The organism is Blastocatellia bacterium, from assembly GCA_016713405.1.
GTDB lineage: Bacteria > Acidobacteriota > Blastocatellia > Chloracidobacteriales > JADJPF01 > JADJPF01.
This window is the reverse complement of the sequence record JADJPF010000001.1, coordinates 179,472-198,219: the sequence shown is the minus strand read 5'-3', so window position 1 is coordinate 198,219 and position 18,748 is coordinate 179,472. Positions and strand designations below refer to the sequence as shown.

General features: G+C 34.1%; 19 protein-coding genes. 15 read left to right on the top strand and 4 right to left on the bottom strand.

Annotated features, from left to right (window positions below; genetic code table 11):
- Window positions 1–17: 17 nt before the first annotated feature.
- The 14 genes from IPK14_00795 to IPK14_00730 all read left to right on the top strand — a co-directional run bounded on the left by IPK14_00795 (window position 18) and on the right by IPK14_00730 (window position 13,091).
- Complete coding sequence (locus tag IPK14_00795; GenBank protein ID MBK7991979.1) at window positions 18–1,019, top strand: sugar kinase; 1,002 nt, start codon at window positions 18–20, stop codon at window positions 1,017–1,019.
- 336 nt (window positions 1,020–1,355) lie between these two features.
- Complete coding sequence (locus tag IPK14_00790) at window positions 1,356–2,033, top strand: prepilin-type N-terminal cleavage/methylation domain-containing protein (GenBank protein ID MBK7991978.1); 678 nt, start codon at window positions 1,356–1,358, stop codon at window positions 2,031–2,033.
- Window positions 2,034–2,047: 14 nt separating this feature from the next.
- Window positions 2,048–2,680, top strand: coding sequence for a prepilin-type N-terminal cleavage/methylation domain-containing protein (locus IPK14_00785; protein MBK7991977.1), 633 nt, complete (start codon window positions 2,048–2,050; stop codon window positions 2,678–2,680).
- Window positions 2,681–2,698: 18 nt separating this feature from the next.
- Window positions 2,699–3,676 (top strand): prepilin-type N-terminal cleavage/methylation domain-containing protein, encoded by a 978-nt coding sequence (locus tag IPK14_00780; GenBank protein MBK7991976.1) that lies wholly within the window; start codon window positions 2,699–2,701, stop codon window positions 3,674–3,676.
- A gap of 235 nt (window positions 3,677–3,911) precedes the next feature.
- Window positions 3,912–4,742, top strand: coding sequence for a pilus assembly PilX N-terminal domain-containing protein (locus IPK14_00775; GenBank protein ID MBK7991975.1), 831 nt, complete (start codon window positions 3,912–3,914; stop codon window positions 4,740–4,742).
- Window positions 4,739–5,491, top strand: coding sequence for a hypothetical protein (locus tag IPK14_00770; protein ID MBK7991974.1), 753 nt, complete (start codon window positions 4,739–4,741; stop codon window positions 5,489–5,491). Before IPK14_00775 ends, IPK14_00770 begins: the two co-directional genes overlap by 4 nt.
- 211 nt (window positions 5,492–5,702) lie before the next feature.
- Window positions 5,703–7,559: a hypothetical protein gene (locus tag IPK14_00765; GenBank protein MBK7991973.1), complete on the top strand. Its 1,857-nt coding sequence runs from the start codon at window positions 5,703–5,705 to the stop codon at window positions 7,557–7,559.
- A gap of 137 nt (window positions 7,560–7,696) precedes the next feature.
- Complete coding sequence (locus IPK14_00760; protein ID MBK7991972.1) at window positions 7,697–7,930, top strand: hypothetical protein; 234 nt, start codon at window positions 7,697–7,699, stop codon at window positions 7,928–7,930.
- Window positions 7,899–8,072 (top strand): hypothetical protein, encoded by a 174-nt coding sequence (locus tag IPK14_00755; protein ID MBK7991971.1) that lies wholly within the window; start codon window positions 7,899–7,901, stop codon window positions 8,070–8,072. The genes IPK14_00760 and IPK14_00755 overlap by 32 nt, the downstream gene beginning before the upstream one ends.
- A gap of 72 nt (window positions 8,073–8,144) precedes the next feature.
- Window positions 8,145–9,656 (top strand): tetratricopeptide repeat protein, encoded by a 1,512-nt coding sequence (locus IPK14_00750; protein MBK7991970.1) that lies wholly within the window; start codon window positions 8,145–8,147, stop codon window positions 9,654–9,656.
- Between the two features lie 223 nt (window positions 9,657–9,879).
- On the top strand, window positions 9,880–10,296 hold the full coding sequence (locus IPK14_00745; protein MBK7991969.1) for a sigma-70 family RNA polymerase sigma factor: 417 nt from the start codon (window positions 9,880–9,882) through the stop codon (window positions 10,294–10,296).
- Window positions 10,257–10,502 carry a sigma-70 family RNA polymerase sigma factor gene (locus IPK14_00740; protein MBK7991968.1) on the top strand — a complete coding sequence of 82 codons (246 nt, stop codon included), beginning with the start codon at window positions 10,257–10,259 and terminating at the stop codon, window positions 10,500–10,502. The genes IPK14_00745 and IPK14_00740 overlap by 40 nt, the downstream gene beginning before the upstream one ends.
- Window positions 10,503–10,794: 292 nt before the next feature.
- Window positions 10,795–11,304 (top strand): hypothetical protein, encoded by a 510-nt coding sequence (locus IPK14_00735; protein ID MBK7991967.1) that lies wholly within the window; start codon window positions 10,795–10,797, stop codon window positions 11,302–11,304.
- Between the two features lie 20 nt (window positions 11,305–11,324).
- On the top strand, window positions 11,325–13,091 hold the full coding sequence (locus tag IPK14_00730) for a PDZ domain-containing protein (GenBank protein MBK7991966.1): 1,767 nt from the start codon (window positions 11,325–11,327) through the stop codon (window positions 13,089–13,091).
- A gap of 52 nt (window positions 13,092–13,143) precedes the next feature.
- Here IPK14_00730 and IPK14_00725 read toward each other — a convergent pair whose 3' ends face one another.
- The 4 genes from IPK14_00725 to IPK14_00710 form a co-directional block, all read right to left on the bottom strand.
- Window positions 13,144–14,649, bottom strand: coding sequence for a hypothetical protein (locus IPK14_00725; GenBank protein MBK7991965.1), 1,506 nt, complete (start codon window positions 14,647–14,649; stop codon window positions 13,144–13,146).
- Between the two features lie 38 nt (window positions 14,650–14,687).
- Window positions 14,688–15,623: an ABC transporter ATP-binding protein gene (locus tag IPK14_00720; protein MBK7991964.1), complete on the bottom strand. Its 936-nt coding sequence runs from the start codon at window positions 15,621–15,623 to the stop codon at window positions 14,688–14,690.
- A gap of 492 nt (window positions 15,624–16,115) precedes the next feature.
- Window positions 16,116–16,778, bottom strand: a complete 663-nt coding sequence (locus IPK14_00715) for a phasin family protein (protein MBK7991963.1) — start codon at window positions 16,776–16,778, stop codon at window positions 16,116–16,118.
- A gap of 33 nt (window positions 16,779–16,811) precedes the next feature.
- Complete coding sequence (locus IPK14_00710) at window positions 16,812–17,414, bottom strand: polyhydroxyalkanoate synthesis regulator DNA-binding domain-containing protein (GenBank protein ID MBK7991962.1); 603 nt, start codon at window positions 17,412–17,414, stop codon at window positions 16,812–16,814.
- 188 nt (window positions 17,415–17,602) lie between these two features.
- Between IPK14_00710 and IPK14_00705 the strand changes: the two genes are divergently transcribed.
- Window positions 17,603–18,745: a tetratricopeptide repeat protein gene (locus IPK14_00705; protein ID MBK7991961.1), complete on the top strand. Its 1,143-nt coding sequence runs from the start codon at window positions 17,603–17,605 to the stop codon at window positions 18,743–18,745.
- The last annotated feature ends 3 nt before the right edge of the window (window positions 18,746–18,748 follow it).

Sequence of the window (18,748 nt, the reverse complement as noted above, 5' to 3'; positions counted from 1 at the left end):
AAACTATCTACTTAACTATGCCATTATCAGAAATCGTTAAAAATTTTTCCAAATGCCGACTACTAATAATTGGAGATTTAATTGCTGATGAATTTGTTTATGGAGAAATAACTGGCATATCAAGAGAAGCCCCTGTCATGATTTTGCGACATGAGAGAACAGAAACAATGCCAGGAGGCGCGGGAAATGCTGCTTCTAACGTTGCATCATTAGCTGGTCAAGCTACTGTACTAGGTGTTGTTGGTAAGGACTTATCTGGGGAGCAATTATTACTAAAACTAAATTCTAACAATGTTAATACCGAAGCTGTGCTAACATTATCTGACTATCAAACACCTACAAAAAGTAGAATTTTAGCAGGTTCTTTTCACTCAACACGTCAACAAGTAATTCGCTTAGATCGTGAACCTTCTCTACCATTAACTAAAAAAACTACTAATAAATTAACTAAAAAACTAGAAAATTATTTAGGGAAAATTGACGCTGTAATTGTTTCTGATTATAACTATGGTGTAGTAACTAAAAGTCTATTAACAGTATTAAAAAATACCTTTGTTAAACATCCAAAAATTCCAATAATAATAGATTCGCGCTTTCACTTAAAAAACTGTCTTAACTTTACAGCAGCAACACCCAATCAAGCAGAACTAGAAGCACTTGTAGATAAAAATTTATCTACAGAAACAGAATTAATTGAAGCTGGAGAAGATCTGCGTAGTAAACTAGCACTCGAAGTATTACTTCTTACTCGTGGAAGTGATGGAATGATCTTATTTCAAAAAAAACATCCTGCTATTTTAATTCCTGTAGTAGGTAGTAAAGAGCCTGTAGATGTAACTGGTGCAGGAGATACAGTTATAGCTACATTTACTTTGGCTTTGGCTAGTGGGGCCAGTTTTTTACAGGCAGCAAAAATAGCTAATCACGCTGGTGCTATTGTAGTTATGAAACGTGGAACAGCCACACTAACCATATCAGAATTATTAACCTCTATGGAAACTAACCCCCTTCACAATTAAATCTTAATTTTTAGGTGCAACTTCTTAGAAAAACCTAAATTTTTACTAACTTTCTGAAAATTCTACTTATTAATAAAAATTTTAATGAAAAAAAAATAAAATCTTGATAAACTTCGTAAAGTTTGTCAAAACTTTGATAAACCTAACCAATAAAACAATGAGTTAATATTAAACGTTAACAATTCGTTAATAATTCGTTAATTGGTTATTAATTATTAACCATAAACTAAACCTAAAAATTACAATCTTTTACAGATTTTAATCTAACAAATAGAACAAGTTTTAACTAAATTCTTTAAGCAAACTTTTAGATTCAAGGAGTTGTAAGGAGTAAATATGTATAAAACAAAAGGATTTAGTTTAGTAGAACTGTTGATAGTTGTAATTATTTTAGCAACTCTTACCACGATGACTGTTTTGTATCTAGCTCCTCAGCGTCGCCAACTCAAGGCAGATGACGCGGCGCGTGCTTTTTATAATACTGCAAGACAGGCCAGAATACTTTCTATAACCAGACGTACTTACTATGCTGTAGTAATAAACACAGCAGAAACAGAACAACCCTTAACCCTTAGTAACTCTACTTTAAGTCTTAGGTTTCCTGGTAATAGCGTTTCACTAGTGGATATGGGATCGCTTAGTTCTCAAACAGATGAGCGAATACAAAATGTCAATATTTATCCAAGAGATGTAATTATAAATCCTGTTAAAACTGATTATTTTATTCCTGATAAAACTACTAAATTCCCTCCTTTAGAACGTACTTTTACTGATGATATTTTTTCTAGCAATACTTATGTTTTTTATTTTGACCCCGCAGGCAGAGCATTAAATGCAGCAACCGAATCAGCTAACCAGCTTTATCGGACTTTTTATTTTTCTCCACAAAAAGAGTCAAATTCAAATGCACAAGGGATGAATGCTTTGACTAGAGCCATTACACTTTATGGGGCAACAGGTGGAGTAAGTTTTTGGCGTTATGAACAAAATCAATGGAAAAATAACCGCCAATAATTTTAGGAGTAATTATGAAAAAACACAAAGAACAAGGTTTTTCATTAGTTGAAATAGTAATTGCAATAATAATTATGGCTATAGGCTTAGTAGCATTAGCAGGCATTTTGGTAGTAGGCATAACGCTACCACAAAAAGCCAAACAACAAGAAATTGCCAAACAACTAGCTAATGAAATAATGGAAAGCATTATCTTTGCCAAAGAAGCAGCCCCAACAGGCTTTGCTACTTTTAACGCTCTAAGTTATGGGGGTGATGCCCCTGAAGGACGTTTTGTTTCTCCTACAGCTAATCCAAATACAACTAAAATGCTTACGGCTGGCCCTGATGGTGTTTATGGAACTTGCGATGATGGTAGATCAGAATCAGAAGGCTTTGTTAATTGTGCTGGTTCTGGCTCAGGTAGCCTAGGAGTAAACTTACGTGAATTTACTTTAGATCCTGGCCCAGATGGTAGGTATGATACAGTTAGTAATAATAAAAAGGTGCAAATGCTTAATTATTCAAGAGAAATAATTATCCGAAATTTAACACCAGCACCAGTTGCAGTCAAAGAAGTAGAAGTTAAAGTTAGCTACCAAACACCTATAGGAACGTCTGAAACTATTACGCTAATTTGTAGGCTAACTAATTTTAAGACCTTATAAATAGCGGAGGTAAGCAAAATGAGTAAAACTAAAGAATCTGGTTTTTCCTTAGTAGAATTATTAGTCGCTACAGCTTTATTACTTGTAATACTAGGGCCTTTGCTTTCCTTTATGAGATCTGCACAACTACTACGCTCTACTTCTTATAAATTGACAGATGTTGAACAAAATGCCCGTGCAGCTTTAGTTTTAATTGGACGCGACTTACAAAACGCTGGTTATAATTTTACTCCTGCAATAGATACTTCAGGTTCAAACCTTTTAACTCCTTTACTTGGAACAGGTACACAAGCTGTTAGTAATCTTTACCCTATAATTCCTGGAAATAACATAAACCTAGTAGAAACTTTTAGCTCTACTGGTGCAACAGTAACAAATGCTACTGACCAAATCACTATGGTTTATACAAACCAAATTTTTAATAATGGTTTGCCATTAACAGGAACTGTAAATTCAACAGGAAGTCAATTTACTCTAATACCAGGTCTTTCCTTAACAGGACAGGCTACACTTTATGACGGAAACTTTTGTGTTCTAAATGCAGGACAAGAAAGTGCCGTAGGCATAGTCACTAGCACAACTCTCCCAAATAAAATTAATTTTCAATCTGGTGGAGCAGATACTTACAACATCAACCGACCTGGTACAGGCCCTTTATCAAAACTTGACCCTCAACAAGTTAACCGACTTATCACTTTATACACTTTTTACTTTGTCACCTATTTTGTTGATAGAAATGGTAATTTAGTTCGTCGAGAACGTTTTGCACCACCTCATACTGCTAGCACTTCTCCTAACAATATGACTCCCGCCTCCGTTACAGCAAACACACAAGACTATGATTGTGGGCCAGGTAATAAATGTTATCGTGATAATATTATTGCTACAGGAATAGAAGATTTACAATTTACTTATTTTTATCAGAAAGAAAAAATCCCAATACAAGAGTGCCTCTTACTACTGCTCCTGTTGATGATCCTGGTTTTATGGAGCTAGTATCAATCAAGGAATTCAAGGTACTGATTATCGATTATTAGATATTCGCCGCGTAAATGTCTCTATAAAAGCTCGCGCACAAGAAAGAGATACAAAAGTTAGAGATCCCTATAACAGTAATAATGGATACCTTTATCGTTTTTCTTTAGAAGGTACTTTTAATACTAGAAACTTTTACGGAAATAGTTACAAGCCTAAGCCACTTGGATAAATTAATTGAAGGCTAGGAGGATATATGAGAAAACAAAGAAATTTGCTAAGAAAAATCTTTAAGAAATTAAGAAAAAGTCAAGAAAAAGGCTCTGCTCTTATAATTGTCACATTAGTTTTAGCACTACTTACTATTTATGTTAGCGCATCTCTAATGAATGCTACTTCTGATGCAATTTCATCAAGTTTTGAAGTAGGAAAAAAGAGAGCCTTCTTTTCAGCTTATTCAAAATTAGAACAAATGACAGGTGATTTTAGTAACCTATTTTTAACATCACTCTCTCCAACCTATGATTCAATGTGTCGGGTCATTATCAACCAACCAACTAATGTTAATGGTTATGACTTAAAATTACCTAAAGTTAATTGTCCTCCTAATAGCCCTTGCTCTAACATGTACTCTGGTAAGTTTATGGCTGGAACAAACCTTTTTGATTTAGGTTGGGAAGGTGATCCACTTCCACCAGGAGGTTTTTGCTTGGTAGATGTTTGTAATCCAAGTGCAGTACCTGTATGTAATTATCCTTTAAGACCTACTAATTTAGTTACAATTCCACGTGGCGATTATGCTGGACTACAAGGCTTTGCACGCCGTTTTCGTATGGTTGCTACAGCTAGAGCATCAAGTTCTGCTGGTACAGATGTTCAAGTTACCCGTGATTTTAATAACTATTTGATTCCTACTTTCCAATTTGGAATTTTTAGCGATTCTGACTTTGAGCTTTATATTCCTCCACCTTGGAATTTTGGTGGTTGGGTACATACTAATGGTAATTTTTATGCTACAGGTGGAGCAACAAGTGGCGACAAGAAATACATTTCCGTCAATATGCTTTTAATACAAGTGGTCAAATGATACCAATCGCTGCAAGAATTACTATTGCTAAACATTTAATAATTGGTAGAGAAAAAAGCGGTTTTCAAAACTCTGGTACGAATTTTATTAAAGTATTTACTGATGGAACAAACTCTGTAAATGTAGATAGTAGTCAAGGAACTTCTACAGGTGGAGCAAAAAATCCCCCTAATGATCAAGATTGTGGTGAACTTCCTTCTTCTGAAGATACTCCTGATGCTGTTTGTACTGGTAACACTAACTTTCCTTCCGCTATAAAAGTTGGTGTCCGACCTTTGAAATTGCCTATCCAAAATTTATTGGGCCTTAATGCTATTGAAATTATTAAACGTGGATTGCCTAGTGACTTTGCTCCAGCAATTGCTTCTCCACTAGTTGCAGCACGTTATTACTATAAACCTGGTATTCGTGTTACTTTAGCTAACTATCAAAATCAACTCCCTAGAACTGTACTAGCAGGCGACAATCCAGCACAAGGAAATGGTGATTTTGGAGGTATCCAATTAGATGGCCCAGATCCCTGGTTAGCTCAAAATGTCGGTACAGGTACAAGTAAATTAATTGCTGTTGGCCCAAATCCTGCTAACCCACTTTGGTATTACATGAATGAAGAAACTTCTGGTATAACTAATGATAAATGGCCTATTCCACGAGGTTATCAACCAAAAGTAAAAGTCCTACTTCTGGAAACCCTCGTCCAACAGGCGCGCGTGTTAACGGCGCACGTATTCATGGATGGATTAAAGTAGAATTAGTTAGAGCCAATGGTCAAACATTAGATATAACAGAAGAAATTCTTAATCTAGGAACGACAGTTCCTTTCCAAGCAAAACCAGTGGTACTGGAGTTAGCTTTTACTACCCACGTTCAACTGTAGGTTTTCCAATAGCTTTACCTATAGATGTTAATACCTCAAACGGGCCATATTTAGATGAGAATTCTATCCTTCACCTTCAACGTATGGCTGTTCCTTATAGACGTGAAGTTGAAGATGACCAAAATATAGATAATACTGGAGATGATCAACTACCTGACTTAGATGATGGTGGTGAATTTAACTCAACCTTAGATGAAGTTAGTCCAACTCTTAACTTTGACTATTACTCTAGCATGGCAATGCAATCCTATAATAATAGTAGTATTAAGATGTTTGGTATTAGAGATGATGAGGATACTAGACCTTGTAGCAGTTGTGCTACCGGATATCTTCGTAAACGCTTTACAACAAGATTTGCTTCTACAGCTTCTAGCGATACTACTTCAGGAAATACTAATCCTGCTCCTTATGCTGAACCTCAGCCAGATCCAGGTGGTTACTACTTAGATATAACTAGAGCAGCTATTCCTTCAATGAATCCTACACGAACAGAAATTGATTTTACTGGTACAGCACAAACTACTAGACAAGGAAATGAAGCAAATAATGTTTATAACCCTATAAAGACAGGTTCTACAACTGCTTATGTTAATTGGCAAAATAACACTACAAAATTTGCTTTAAGTGAAAATGTTAATTTACCAAAAACCAAAACAGAAAAAGTGGTTGATGTCACTATTCCAACCTTTAGAGGTGAAAATACTTGGGTTCTAAGAAATAATACCACAGATATTTCTTTAGTACCTTTTCCAATTAATATTTATGATTCTCGTGAAGGTTTACCACATCAAGCTGATACAGGTACTAGTTCTACTAACAAAAGAAAACCTGTTCCGGGCCTAGAACAAGATTCCGTTAATAAACCTGGTGTTATGAACTTAGTAGAAATAGATGCTGGTAACTTAGGACGTTTATTTAGGGGTGATTTTGACAGCTTATTTTCACAAATGGGAAATCCCCCTTACAGAACTGCTACTGGTGTGCCTTTAAGAGCAGCAAATCTTGCTAATGATTTAATTCATGAAAATATAAATGTTAATCAAGATAATGGTTGGGTAGTTTATATTTCTGACCGTCGTGGTGATGAGCCTGTAGTTTCTACCAACATCAATTTGAAAAAGCCTCTCTCCCAACACCCAAATATACCTGACTTTAATAATTTGCAAAGTGTTATTGGTGATGGTTCATATGGTCGTGAAAATGTAATTTGGAGTGCAGGAGGTAATGTTACAACTGGTAAGGCGGTTGGTTTAGCACCTAAAATAGATGGTGCTGTTAAATATGGTTGTGAAACAAATGTTGCAACAGGAACTAAATCTGATAACCAAGACACTGGTAAATCCCCTCAAGATGGCAATAACGATTGTTGGATTTTCAATGAAGATGAAGATGAAAGTGGAGTAGCCAAAAACGCCTATAATGAAACCTCGCCTTATAGTGCAATGTGCAATGAAGATCAATCTATTGGAGATTTAGTTGTTTATAGTCCTAGTATAAATGGTGGAAATAGAAGAGGTAATTTAGTAGCAATGACTCAAGTTCCTACAATTACAAAAATATCTTGGAGTTATAAACCCCCTGTTGCTTATCGAGATAATGCTAATGATCGAAAAGTTGAACTATTTCGCCGTGGAGTAAGATTAGTTAATGCTAGCAATTTATTTCCTACAGGCCCACGTCCTAATCCAACTTGTACTAGTGCTATGTTGGGAGTTTCTTTTGCTACAGAAAATCCAATCTATATTTTTGGTAACTTTAATGCTCCAGCAGGACAAAATGCAGGTGATGTTGGTGATATATATCCAGGTCTTAACAATAACCCTGAATCACCTACACGCCTTACTAGATACAATGGACAAAGCTTTACTAATTGTGGTCAATACTGCCATGTTCCTTCTTCAATTGTATCTGATGCTATGACATTATTATCCGCCCATTAGTTGGCACTGGGACTGTTACTAGTGATAGATGGAGTGGAACTAATGGCAGAAATGGTTGGTTAGATGCTCGTTCTTTTGTTAGCCCTTATCAATCTGTTCAAGTTAGAACAGCTAGAAATACTGTATATAGATTTGCTTTGATCACTGGTTTTAGTCCTAGTTGGTATCCTGGTTTTTGGGGTAATTCCAATTGGAATCAAGGCCCAGAATCAGAGCATGGTTCTGGTGCATTAAATAACTTCCCAAGATTTTTAGAAGATTGGGGAGGTACAAATGCTACTTATGGAGGTTCTCTGATCAGAGCATTTAAGAGCCAACAAGGTAATGGAGCTTTTAAGCGTGTCTCTAGTGCAAGCACAAACTGCGGTTGATTATGTTTACGTACCTCCTACCCGTGATTGGGTATTTGATTTAGATTTTACTCGTCCTTGTACTCTGCCACCTGCAACACCATTCTTGCAGTTAGTTGACTTTAAGGGCTTCCAAGAAAGCTCCGTACAACAAAGAGATTAACCTTTATTAATAAAATCACTCAATGGGATCAGATCCATTGAGTGATTTTATTTAAGGATATGGAAGTGATTTATGATAGATATTAATCCTCAATTTGATGAAATAGAACTCGAACCCCTAGAAGATTCTTTATCGCCTGAAGGCATTTCTTCTATTGCTGAAGAACAAATTGGAAATACCAATGAAATTTTAGCTGAAATGTGTTTTTTAGAAGCAGAAGATTTATTATCTCGTGGAGATCGTAGCGGAGCAATTAGTAGTTATCAACAAGCTTATAAGTATGCCCCAAAAAAAATTAATTATTGCTTAAAATTAGTAGATTTATTGGCTGAAGAAATTAATACCTACAAAGAAGCAGAACAAATATTAAACAAAACACTAGAAATATTCCCAAATAATTTAGAATTAAATGTTAGATTAAATGACTTAAAAAATAAATTTTTCAAAAGTAAATCTGGTATGACTAAAGATTTACAAAATGCCTTAAATTCATCTGAAATAACTACACAAAAAGTTATGAAAGAAGATATTAAAGCTGCTGCCACTGCTATGGGAGTTGATTTAGAAAAGGCTGCTGGTCAGATTGCAATTACTCAAGACGCTGCAAGCATACTAAAAGAAATAGATGAACTTGAATCTAAATCTAATGTTACTGCTTCATTATCTAAAAAGAAATTATCAAAGGATACAAAACCTTTAGAACCATTAAAACCTGCTATTAAAGAAGAAAAAGCATATATAGCAAATGACCCCAATGCTATATTAAAAGAGATAGATGAACTTGAGGCTAAAACATCTGCTATTACTAGCCAGTTATCTAAAAAGAAATCTACGAAAAATTTAACAGAAATTACAACAAATAATAAGCCAAATACTAGTGACAACCCTAACGATATATTAAAAGAAATTAATGATTTAGAGACTAAATCATTAACTACAACACTAAAAACAAACAATACTAGAAAATTAACAGAGACTGCATCATTAGAAAACAACACAACCAATTTAGATAAAACTAAAAAATTAGATAGAACTAAATTTGGAAACACTAAATATATTTCTAGTGAAACTACTAAGCCAAAGTTTATTTCTAGAACTAAAAGTTTAACAATATTATTTATCTTTTTAATTACTTTTGCTGCTTTTGGATACCAACTAACTATAAGACCCACAGTATCCTTAATTGGGCCAAAAGAAAATGTAACTTTAACAGCAAAAGACATTAAATTTGAGTGGCTTTGCGACAAAAAAGTAGCTCAATTTGTTTTAGAAGTATATGAAGAAGATAAGTTTATTATAAAAGAATTTACTAAAGAAACCTCTTATAGCCTTAAAGCTGAGCAACTTGCCTTACTTCAACCAGATCATAAATATAGATGGAGAGTGATTTTACCTGTAGGTTTTACTGGAGATTATACTCTTGCCTCTGAGATGAAAACTTTTCAAATTTCAGAACCATTTACTACAATTAAAACTGATCAAACACAACAAACAGATCGACCTACTAAAAAAGAAATAAAACCTGAAGTTCAAATACCAACATTTATTGATCGCAAAGATAAATATGAAGGTGGAGAGTTATAATTTAACTAAATAAACATCATAAGCAAGAACCTTGGGACAGTTAATTTACTTAAAAACTAGTATATATTACTAGTTCTATTTTCTTCTTCTACTTCTAAATAATAGTTGGCAATAGTTTTAGGAAAAAATATCTTAACAATTAATCTTATCTGGGAACCTTTTCCATTTTTTGGCGTGTTAGCAAACGAAGTAACAATAATCAATAACTAATTAGGATTTGTTAATGAGCGCACTGAGCTATAGCGCAGAGCTAGACTTAACTCATACGGTTTCTTCAGCAACTGATCATGAACTAGTGCTTGCTGTTGGGCAGGGAGATGAGGCTGCTTTTCAAGAAATTGTGCAACGCTATCGCAGTCAAATTATTAATTTTATCTACCGTATGATAAATGATTATGACCGTGCTATAGATCTTTCTCAAGAAACATTTTTACGTATTTATACTAGTGCCAATCGTTATCAAGCAACTTATAGTTTTTCAACTTATATTTATCGTATTGCTTCTAATTTGGCTATAAGCGAATTAAGGCAACGTAAACGCCGACGTTGGATCTCATTTTTTTCCCCTTTCGTGGTAAAGATGATGAACAAGAACAAGAAATGGATTTTCCTGCACAAGCACCACTGCAAGACGAAGTGATGATTGACACAGAAAGACGCAAAGCCGTTACAACTGCAATTCAATCCTTACCAGAAAAATACCGATTAACATTAGTCATGCGAGATGTTGAAGGCTTGAGTTATGAACAAATTGTTGATATTACTGGTCTATCAGAAGGTACAGTAAAATCACGTATTAATCGCGCTCGTAATTTACTAAAAGATAAATTACAAAAATATGTCTAAGTTTTAGGGAACAAACTATGATTTCAAATAAAGAACTTCCTTTAACACTAACTGAGTGCCGTATGGTACGGGAAACTTTAGAAAGTGCTGACTTTGATGTTGTAATACCAATTGCTATCATAAGCCATTGTAAAAAATGCTTGACTTGCCAAAGCTATTCTCATCAACTATCTAATCTACGTAAGCTCTTACGTAGTCAAATGCAAGTTCAAACTCCTATAAACTTTGATATTAAATTAAGACAAAAAATAGCTGCTCATAAGCATGCTAGCTTAAATGTTCCTTGGTGGAAGTGGATGTCACAACCCGCTTTAGCGGCTACAGCAACAGCATTAACAATAGTTGGTATTTTAATAGGAGCAGATTATTTTTATTTTATGCCTGGGCTAAACCTAGTGAAGCAACTATTTCAACTCCTATAGCTTTTTCAACCCCAGTTGCAAAAAAAGAGTTCAATAACCTACTAAATAATGATGAGATTTTAACCAGTAAAAACTCAGATACTCCTAAAATAGCTGTACCAATATCACCAACAAATAAAATTAATAATTATAATGTGCTAGCAACACAACGAATTTTAGCCAATAAACGATTAGTCAAATCCAATGGTCGTACTTACTTAATACAGCCTCGAAATAGGCCAGAAAAAATTAATATAGAAATACACTACGGTGACAATTCTTCTAGCACTTTACCTGTTTCAGCAATAATTTATGGAGCAAAACCTGTAGTAACTATTGATAACCCAGATACTAGCGAAATTAGAAGTTCTGGAATTATTCCAGAATCAAAAATTTTCTAAATTGGTTGGTAAAAGTAACTATGTTCAAACTAAGTAAGTATTTTTCTAGAATATCTATTTCTGCAATATTAATTGCTTGTTTAATACCTAATGTATTTGCTCAAGCAGCAAATACTAATCAATCCCAACCCACTACAAATCAACTACAAGTAATTAAGGATCAGCCTTGGTTAGTTACAATTGTTCATGAAATAAATTTGTCAGAAATACGAAGTTCTTTATTAAAGCGAGGTATAAAAACTAAGCTTCCTAGTGAAAAACTAACAAAGTTTCAACCCACTAATGTTACAACAGGCATTGTAGTTGACCAAAAAGGCCATATTTTAACTAAATTAGTAAATCTAATCCCTGAAGCAGGAGAACAAGCTATTGGTACTATTAATGTTGTTTTACCTTCAGGAGAACAAAAGCAGGCTCGTTTTGTTGGTTTAGATGGGCCTAGTGGTTTTTGTTTATTGGCAGTTGATAACCTTAACATTAAACCTGTACCTTTGGCTAATAATATTAGTTTAGTTTCTAATGACTTAGTAACACTCTTAAATGTTGAATTTGAAGAAGATAAATCTAATAACATACCTCAATTTAATCGAAGTATTTTGGCACAAAACGCTAAAATACTTCAATTCCCTAACCAGGAATTTTTTAGCATTGATTTTAGTAATAATGTTGCTGGTGCTACATCTTTAAGTTTTGGGGTAGTAATAAATAATAATAAAGAAGTTGTAGGAATACCTAATAGTTTAGAAAATAATGTAGTAGAAGTTTTTAGTGCTATACAAGCACGCCGAATAGCAAAAAGAATTATTGATCGTCAAGGAAATATACCTCGCGGATGGTTGGGCGTTAATGGGTTTGATTGCAATAAATTACCTATAGATCAATTAAAAGAATTGGGAATATTAGATAATCCTAAAGGATTTTACGTCCGTAATATAATTCCTAATAGCCCTGCATCAATTTCTGGCCTACAAGAAAATGATGTAATAATTAATCTTAATGGTAGGGCAGTAGAATCTGATTCTCAGCTATATTCTTTTATTGCTCTACAACCTGCTGGAGAAACTATTACATTTGATGTTTTACGTAATAAAAAGCTAGAAAATATAAAAGTAATCTTAGGTGAGCGAGGTTATAAGTCTCCTTTTGTAGAAGATAGTATTGGCAAGCAGGCTTATATGTATTCGATACAACAGGACTTAAAATCTATTGATACTGCGTTACAAAACTTCCAATCTGCTTACTCAAAAGCAAACGAAGCTTCCTTAGCAAATAACAAAAACGAAACTTCTTTAGCAAATAATTTAGAAGCTCAAAAAAATCTATCCAGTCAAATTTCTTTACTAAAATCTGAACGTCTTAAATTAATGAAGCAATTAAAGAGGTTTAATTATAATTTAGAACAAAATCTTCCAGAAAAATTTTTAGGTGTTAAGCTCTCTGATTTACCAGAACCTCCAAAGAATCCAGATCCTACAAAAGCACAGAAATTTCCTCATGGAGTTTTGGTAGTGTCTATTTTACCTAATTCATTGGCAGAGCGTAGTGGTATTAAAGTAGGGGATGTATTAGTACAAATGTCAAGTTACTTGATAGACAATAAAGAAAACTTTAGCAATATGTTACTTTCTATTCGAGAAGCGGCAGCAATTACTGAATGTGAGATTGTTGTCACCCGTAACAATGAAGAAGTTACTCTAAAACTTGATTTGGCCCCTCGTTTACCTAAAGAAAAAAACATGCCTAAGCAAAGAATTTTAACTGAAGAAGAAAGACAAAAATTAAAATAGCCCACAGCTTGGGCTATTTTAATTTTCTTTTTAGATTAATATGAGTCTTGATTTAATCTTTATCTTTTAGCATTTCATCTCTTGTACGTCGCCATTTCCAATACATCATCCCTATAGAAAGTAATGCAAAAATTATTTCAACTAGTAATCCAACACTAATAGTTGAAAGTGCCTTTTCACTTTTTTCTATTAATAAAACAGAAAATACCATTGGATTAAAAAGTCCTGGAACGCTTTCTGGGCCTAAAACCCCTGTAGCAATTGCAGCAATAACCATTAACATTATCCAAAGCACTAAGCCAGCACGATTAGCTACACGAAACCTGTACATAGCACAAAACTGTATAAAACTAGCCATTGATAGCATTGTAACTATAAAAGCAATCATCATTGCAATTAGTGAACTAAAAGGTAGTAGCAAGTTTTCTCTGCCTGGTAATCCTACATACATACTTCCCCATAAAGCAATAGATCCAGCTAAAACAATAGCTATCGAAATTGGGAAATTAATAATTGAATTTTTAATTTCTGACCGTTTAAGCAAAGAAATAGCATCTAAACTACCACTCCACCATTCACGAAGTTGATTACGAGAAATTACAGAAATACCAGCTAAAGCAGCTAAGAAAATCCAATTTATAAATAGATAAGCTACAAATAAAGCGCCTATATTTCTTTTAAAGTATTCTTGAGAAACATCTGCATATCCTTCTGAACTAATTGTTCCACCCCAAAACCAACCAACTAGAATAACTTCTAAAGCAATAAAGAAATACCAAACTGTGCGAGGAGATAATCTAATTAATTGTAAATCCTTAAATGCTCTTACTGCTCCAATATAGGCCCAAACCCCGATAAATGAGACCACCATAACAGCAAAAGTCAAAGCTAAAATAGGTTGTCCAAAAAAATAAGTGTTGCCTTGCTGCATTTCCCAATTATGTCGCCAAAAGATATTAAAAAATATCATCATAAAAAATACAGCTAACCCACCTATACTATAGCTTAGACCTGCTAAATTACGTCCTGCCGCCTCTTGAGCATTAACAATCGAGCTAGAAATAAATAAACTTACTGCTTGCCAAGACAAAGCACCTACAAGTAAAACCAAATAAATTCCTACTAAGCTATCTATAGGAATTCTTGCTACAAGCCCCCCTAAAATAGCAAAAGGCATTATTAGTGCAGCTAAAACATAGTAAACAATAGTTGAGCCAAACATTTTGCCAAGTAAAACTTCATGAGAAGAAAGCAAGGTCATTTGTTGAAAAACTAATGTATTACGTAAACGTTCTTGGACAACTGAACCCCCTACCACACTAGGGGCCATTGCAGTTAAAAGAATAATTTGAGCAAAAAATAGTAAATTAAAACTAGCTATACCAAATTCTGCCCATCTGTCATAACCCACAGGCGAATATTCTGTTTTTGCAGTAGCAGTCCAAATCAGTAGTTCACTGATAATAATTAACCCTAGAGTTAAACCTGAAGTAAACATCAAGCGTCTAGGGGTTAGTTGAACCCGTACATTACGCAAAAATTCTGCATTATTAAACATAATCACCTCTCTAAAAATAGGCGGGTGCCTCTAAATAATTAAGAAGTTTGATGACTACTAACAGCCATAAATACATCTTCAACTGTTAATTGTTTCTCATAAAAAGATACTATCCCTGGATGGCTTAATACTACATCCCTATGTAGTTGTGCCAGGTCTGAACGTGTACCCAAAAAAGTAAAGCTTAATTTATAATTTGATAAAGTAAGTTTTTGTACTACAGGTAATTCTCTTAGTCTAGCAGCTAGTCTATCAAATTCTGCTAAATCTTCTATTATTTCTATAATTACATTAATACCTGTTGCTAGTGTTTCTACTATATCATTAATTCTTCCAGATCTAACTAGTCGCCCTTGTTCCATAATTGCAACAGAAGTGCAAAAGTCGGCTAACTCGCTTAAAATATGAGAGCTAACAATAATAGTTTGCCCCATTGAACCAAGCATTTTAATTAACTCGCAAAGTTCGCGTCTTGCTAGAGGATCTAGTCCAGAAGCAGGCTCATCAAAAAGTAAAACTTTAGGATGAGATAAGAGAGTTTTTGCAACTAAAACACGTTGTCTCATTCCTCGTGATAGAGTTCCAACTAAAGCATTTCGTTTAGAGACAAGTCGGGTTACATCCAAAACTTTTTCAATACGCCTAGGAATTGATAGATGCTCAACGTTTTGGGCATTAGCAAAATAGTCTAAGAATTGCCAAACAGTTAGTTCATCATAAAGGCCAAAATTATCTGGTAAATAGCCTACAAAGGAATGAAGTTTTTTTGGTTCTGCTCCTACTTCTTCTCCAGCAATTTCAATACGTCCACTAGTAGGAAGTAAAAGCCCTGCAAGCATTTTTAAGAGAGTGGTTTTGCCTGCTCCATTTGGGCCGATTAGTCCGCAAATTTCACTATGGCCTATAAAAAGATCTACATTTTTTACTGCTGAAATTGTCTCATAATACTTTGTCAAGCCAAAAGTAGCTATCATAAATTTCTACCCTTTCCTGGTTAATAATACTATGAAAGTTTGTTTAACCCCAAATAATAAAAATATTTAAAAAATAAAAATGCCACTGTTTTTAGCAGTGGCATAAACTATTGGCCCTATTTTTGTTACACGTTGGAGAGGAGGTTTAAGCTATTGGATTTACCCTTGGCTTAAACTTAAAAAAACTTAATTAAACTTAATTAAATACTCTGTAAACAAAGTTTTCTGAGGTTTTATTTCTTAAAGCCCCAACGGGGCGACATATTTGTAGTACAGGGTTTTAACCCTACGTATAGTAGTATAGTATTTATAGAGTCACGTAGTGACGACATAATTAAAATATTGTGTTAATTAGGTTTATTATGTCGCCGCTACGCGACTCTAATTATGTATAATCACTAAGCTTAGGTTTTACGACCTAGGCTACAATTATTTCGTCCCTTCAGGACTCAAGAAATTCAAAAAATATTAACTTACTTAAGTTACGCTGTATTAAACGCTAGCAGTCTTTTCTACATTGGTATTTTCTACTGCTACTACTTCAGCAACTTCTGTTACTTTTTCTTCTGCAATTTCGGTTTTGTTGGTTTTTGTAGCTTTGCGGCTTGTGCTGCTAGTACGTTGACGAGATAACTCTTTTGAAAGCTCATTTAGACGACGATTAAGTTGATGAATTTCATTACGTGTTGGAAGATCTAGAGAAGAAATAACTTCTTCAATTTTTTCTTCAATATTTTCATTAGTTTCTATGGTTGGTTTTGGTGTAGTAAAAAATTCTTTTACTCTATTTCTTTGAGCTTCTTCAAAACTTTTTAGTGATTTTGTAGTGTCAGCTTCTAGCTTTTCACCTTTATTAATTGTAGTGGTGATAAATTTATCTACATTCTTTCTTAAATCACCTTTTAAAGATTCAAACTTAAAATTTTGTAAGGTTTGTAGGTTTTCACGACCACTTAAAAGATAAGAACCTAATCCTAAACTAAAATAAATACTCTTAGTAGCAACATCTTTAAATAATTCAATAGGAGCTTGGGCTGTGTTAATAAAGCTAAAGCTATTATTAGTTTTAGCAGTCTTAGTTGTGTTTGGTTGAACTTTTTTAGTGGCTTTACTAGTTTTGGTAGTTTTAGTGGTTTTTTCTGTAGTTTTTGACATATGCTTATCTCCTTATATTGCTATTTATTAAAGTTAATCTTGTTTAATATTTTTTTGAGAATTTTTAGTTTTTTTAGTAACTTTTTTATCAACTTTCTTATGACTTTCTTTTATTAATTCTTCTATTTCATCTAAACGTTGATTAAGTTGGCTAATTTCTGCCCTAGTTGGCAAATTCATCTTAGTAATTAAAAAATGTACACTTTCTTCTATCATTCTTTGAAATACAAACTTAAAGTCTTCTGCACTACTTGCTTCTTCTTGGCCTGTAACACGCTTCCAACCTTGCTGAACTTGTTGTATTTGTTGTTGTAATTGTTGTTCTACACCCTTTACTGTCCGAACGCTTGCTTCAATACCTTGTTTTACATAATCAACTACAGCGTCCGATTGCTTTTGCAATACTTCTCTTAGCATTGAAGCATTTATATGACCATTTTGTTTAGTATCAGATATTACTTCTGATAAAACTTTAGACAAAGTTACACTAGTAATATCTTCACCTGTTAGATTATCAATTATCTTAACTTCTTTACCTGATTTAACTAATTCTGCTAACTCTTCTAGCTTTATATAACGCTTGGCAGTGCAATCATATAACTTACGGTTAGCATATCGCTTGATTACATGTGCCATTTGTTTATCTCCTTGATAAATAAAATATAACGCGCTGCGTCAAATGTGTCAACAAAAAATAACGCATTGCGTCAAAATATTTCCAGGCTTGCAATAATGATTTGAACATTGCTTAAAATTGCTTTAACTTTTGACTGTCATTTAGGTAAAAACTTAGAACAAGAAACTTTCAACTTATTGGTAATACTATGTTTAATGAAATCAACCAACAACCTTTAATAAAAGCATATCGCTCTAAAGCAAAATCTTGGCTTAAACAAAGTTATCAAGAGTGGCAAGCAGCAGTAGAAGAATTTAACCAATTAAGGTCGCGTCATGGAGAATTAGCCGAATTAATTGCAGCAGAAGCCTTTTGCCAAGGTCAAGCAGCACGTAAACAAGAATTCTATGAACAAGCCTTAGACCACTATAAAAGAGCCGCTGAACTTTTACCTAACTGGCCGTTAGTTCCTGAAGCACTAGGAGATGTATACAGGTATTTAGGTAGACGTACTGAAGCGGAAAATCATCTTAATCAAGCATTAAAGCTAGATGGAACACTTTTGCAAGCCCGTCTTACCTATGCGGCAATGCTTTGTGAAAGAAATAATTATAAAGCCGCAGAAGACGTTCTAAAACTAGGCTTAAAATTTAATAGCAGTGAAGTAGCATTTCATTGTTTTCTAGGTCATATTGCTTTATCAGACCGCCGTTTAAGTAGTGCTGAGCGTCGTTATCAACGTGCAATAACATTAGAAGATGATTATTCAGAAGCCTATGGGGGACTTAGTTCTGTACGAATAATGGAAAAACGCTATGAAGAGGCTTTAGATTATATTCGTCTTGCCTTAACTTATGATCAAAAAAACTCTATAGCTTTAATTAATAGAGGTATTATCAGACATATAAATAAGCAACATTCAGAAGGTGAGGCTGATTTTGATCGTGTTGTTCGCACTAGCCCAAGAATGGCTCATAATTATTTCCGAATTGCCAATTTTTATTGGCAATATGAGCATAATTTAACACTAACAGAACGTAATCTCGGCCTAGCTATTAACTGTGAATCTTACCGTAGCGATTACCACACAGCTTTAGCCCTACTTTATTTAGAGCAAAATAGTTTGATGGATGCTGAAAGGTATTTTCGTCAGGCAATAATACTAAATGCAGATGATATATTAGCCTTACATGGACTAGGAATATTAGCTGTACTTGCAACAGATAACCAAGCAGCTAGTAAATACCTTTCTCATGCTACTACATTACTTTTTACTAGTAGACGTTACCTGGTCGCAAAACTAGCAACTCAACTGCACCCCAAACTTAAAGAAGGTTTAGGAGAAATTTAAAGT

Bases quoted from the DNA above. Each gene is read 5' to 3' on its own strand.
- IPK14_00795 (MBK7991979.1), top strand. From the start codon at position 18: ATGCCATTATCAGAAATCGTTAAAAATTTTTCCAAATGCCGACTACTA.
- IPK14_00790 (MBK7991978.1), top strand. From the start codon at position 1,356: ATGTATAAAACAAAAGGATTTAGTTTAGTAGAACTGTTGATAGTTGTA.
- IPK14_00785 (MBK7991977.1), top strand. From the start codon at position 2,048: ATGAAAAAACACAAAGAACAAGGTTTTTCATTAGTTGAAATAGTAATT.
- IPK14_00780 (MBK7991976.1), top strand. From the start codon at position 2,699: ATGAGTAAAACTAAAGAATCTGGTTTTTCCTTAGTAGAATTATTAGTC.
- IPK14_00775 (MBK7991975.1), top strand. From the start codon at position 3,912: ATGAGAAAACAAAGAAATTTGCTAAGAAAAATCTTTAAGAAATTAAGA.
- IPK14_00770 (MBK7991974.1), top strand. From the start codon at position 4,739: ATGATACCAATCGCTGCAAGAATTACTATTGCTAAACATTTAATAATT.
- IPK14_00765 (MBK7991973.1), top strand. From the start codon at position 5,703: ATGGCTGTTCCTTATAGACGTGAAGTTGAAGATGACCAAAATATAGAT.
- IPK14_00750 (MBK7991970.1), top strand. From the start codon at position 8,145: ATGATAGATATTAATCCTCAATTTGATGAAATAGAACTCGAACCCCTA.
- IPK14_00745 (MBK7991969.1), top strand. From the start codon at position 9,880: ATGAGCGCACTGAGCTATAGCGCAGAGCTAGACTTAACTCATACGGTT.
- IPK14_00740 (MBK7991968.1), top strand. From the start codon at position 10,257: ATGGATTTTCCTGCACAAGCACCACTGCAAGACGAAGTGATGATTGAC.
- IPK14_00730 (MBK7991966.1), top strand. From the start codon at position 11,325: ATGTTCAAACTAAGTAAGTATTTTTCTAGAATATCTATTTCTGCAATA.
- IPK14_00725 (MBK7991965.1), bottom strand. From the start codon at position 14,649: ATGTTTAATAATGCAGAATTTTTGCGTAATGTACGGGTTCAACTAACC.
- IPK14_00720 (MBK7991964.1), bottom strand. From the start codon at position 15,623: ATGATAGCTACTTTTGGCTTGACAAAGTATTATGAGACAATTTCAGCA.
- IPK14_00715 (MBK7991963.1), bottom strand. From the start codon at position 16,778: ATGTCAAAAACTACAGAAAAAACCACTAAAACTACCAAAACTAGTAAA.
- IPK14_00710 (MBK7991962.1), bottom strand. From the start codon at position 17,414: ATGGCACATGTAATCAAGCGATATGCTAACCGTAAGTTATATGATTGC.
- IPK14_00705 (MBK7991961.1), top strand. From the start codon at position 17,603: ATGTTTAATGAAATCAACCAACAACCTTTAATAAAAGCATATCGCTCT.